This is a genomic window from Neisseria sp. HMSC03D10, from assembly GCF_001807625.1.
Taxonomy (GTDB): domain Bacteria; phylum Pseudomonadota; class Gammaproteobacteria; order Burkholderiales; family Neisseriaceae; genus Neisseria; species Neisseria mucosa.
The window spans coordinates 1-2,071 of sequence record NZ_KV789598.1 but is presented as its reverse complement, the minus strand read 5'-3'; the positions used below and the strand labels follow the sequence as shown (position 1 = coordinate 2,071).

Sequence of the window (2,071 nt, the reverse complement as noted above, 5' to 3'; positions counted from 1 at the left end):
TGAGTGTCCAAGATTTGGGGGCCAGTTCAACAGATTTCAGACGACCTTTTTTATTTTTTGAGAGAAACAGAAATCACAGGATTTGCTTTGACGGCTTGCAAAAGTATCTGTTTGAAACGATACGGTGATTACTGTCCAGGCCTTTAAACTTAATCGGCATTACTCCGCCCAAATCACCGTTTCCGACGCATCGCGGCGCGGTTTCGGGGTGATGTCGCGCACACGGTAGCCGAAGGTTGCGGCGACGGACAAGCCGTAATGTTCAGGGTCGAGCAATCCGGCCTCGGCAAGGATTTTTTCCACTGCGGCATATTCCATGCCTTCAATGGCGCAAGAATCAATACCGAGCATCGCCGCGCCGGTGAGCATATTGCCCAGCGCGATGTAGGTTTGCTTGCTTGCCCAGTCAAACAGGGCGCGTTCGTCGTCGGCGATGGGCATATCGTGGGTTTGGAAACGGCGGTAGCGTTCAAATGCGCCCGCCCGTTCTTCGGCAGTCAGACCGCGTCTGTCCATCAATTCTTCAAAAGCGGGGCTGTCGTAGCGGGCGTGTTTTCGTGCCAATAGGAAAACGACATGGCTGGCATCCGAAATGGAAGCCTGCATCCCCCAGGCAAAGGGTTTGATTTTTTCACGCAATGCCGCGTTCTGCACAACCACAAACTGCCACGGCTCGCAGCCGACGGAGCTGGGCGAAAGCCGTCCGAAGTCAAGGACGGCGGCAAAATCTTCGGCACTGATTTTGCGCGCGGGGTCGTAGTAGCGGACGGAAACGCGGCGTTTGAAAATTTCGAGGGCTTGTTCGCGGGTCAGTATCATGATGATTCCTTTGATTGAGTATGGAAAGGGCTTCCTTTCGGACAATCAGAATGGTCAAACGTTCGCAAAGATTGCAACACCAGCGGCAGCGAAACCGTTTGACGGTTGTGTGCAGAAAGGTAGGCGGCGTTAATCAGCTCCAGCGATTTCAAGCCTTCGCGTCCATCGACAATAGGCTCGGCTTTGCCGCGCAATACATCGACAACATTTTGATAATACAGCGGATGCCCGAAACCGTACACCGATGTGGTTTCGTAATTGGCGGTTTTGACCTGTTCGTCGTAATCGCGTCCGTCGGCAAAATTCCATTCCTGAATTTCGTTCACCGCCATGCCGCCGATACGTACCGTGCCGGTTTCGCCCAAAATGGTAATCGAGCCTTCGAGGTTTTTCGGGTAGGTGCACATGGTTACCGCCATCGAACCGAGCGTGCCGTCGCGCCAACGGAGGTTCATCACGCCCGTGTCTTCGGCTTCAATTTTGCGGTGGGTCGCAATCATCGCCTGCACTTCCTCCACCGGACCGATGAGCCATTCCATCAAATCGACGTAGTGGCTTGCCTGATTCATGAACGCGCCGCCGTCCAGCTTCCAAGTGCCGCGCCAACCGCCTCCTTGGTCATAATACGACTGCGGGCGCGTCCAAAAAACATTCAAATGCACCATATAGATTTTGCTGAAGCGTTGTTCCGTGACCGCGCGTTTGAGCAGTTGCAGCGTGGCGTTCAGACGGTTTTGTTTCACGACAAACAAGCGTTTGCCCGCTTTGTCGGCAACTTCGACCATGCGCTCGCCGTCAGTAAAACAGGTAGCCATCGGTTTTTCGGTGACAACGTGAAAACCCGCTTCCAACGCCTCAACTGCCTGTTCGGGATGCAAACCGGACGGCGTGGTGATGACGATTACGTCGGCATCGGTTTCGGCCAGCATGTCGGTATAGCGGGCATAGCCTTTCGCACTGGTGCGCTTGACCGCCGCTTCAAGCGCGGCAGGATCGATGTCGCACACGGCAACGAGTTCGCAATCTTCTTGCAATACTTCAAACGAACCGAAATGGTTGTTGGAAATACGGCCGCAGCCGACTAAGGCGAATTTGATTTTGCGGTTTTGAATGGTTTCAGACATTTTCAGACAATGTTCGCATATGTAAAGGGAGATGAAGTATAGTGAAGTTTTTGTGAAGAAGTATAGGTGGGAAAGTGTAAAAAAGGTCGTCTGAAAAGTGAACTGCACCCCAAAAGTTGGACATCCCC

Annotated in this window: 2 protein-coding genes; both read right to left on the bottom strand. The window is 53.0% G+C overall.

Going from position 1 to position 2,071, the window contains the following annotated elements:
• Window positions 1-159 precede the first annotated feature (159 nt).
• A complete protein-coding gene (locus HMPREF3066_RS10095) occupies window positions 160-819 on the bottom strand; it encodes an NAD(P)H-dependent oxidoreductase (RefSeq protein ID WP_003764043.1) in 660 nt (219 codons plus the stop codon).
• The gene (locus HMPREF3066_RS10090; protein WP_070442660.1) at window positions 816-1,943 is read right to left on the bottom strand and encodes a Gfo/Idh/MocA family protein; all 1,128 of its coding nucleotides are present in this window, start codon (window positions 1,941-1,943) and stop codon (window positions 816-818) included. The genes HMPREF3066_RS10095 and HMPREF3066_RS10090 overlap by 4 nt, the downstream gene beginning before the upstream one ends.
• Between the last annotated feature and the right edge of the window lie 128 nt (window positions 1,944-2,071).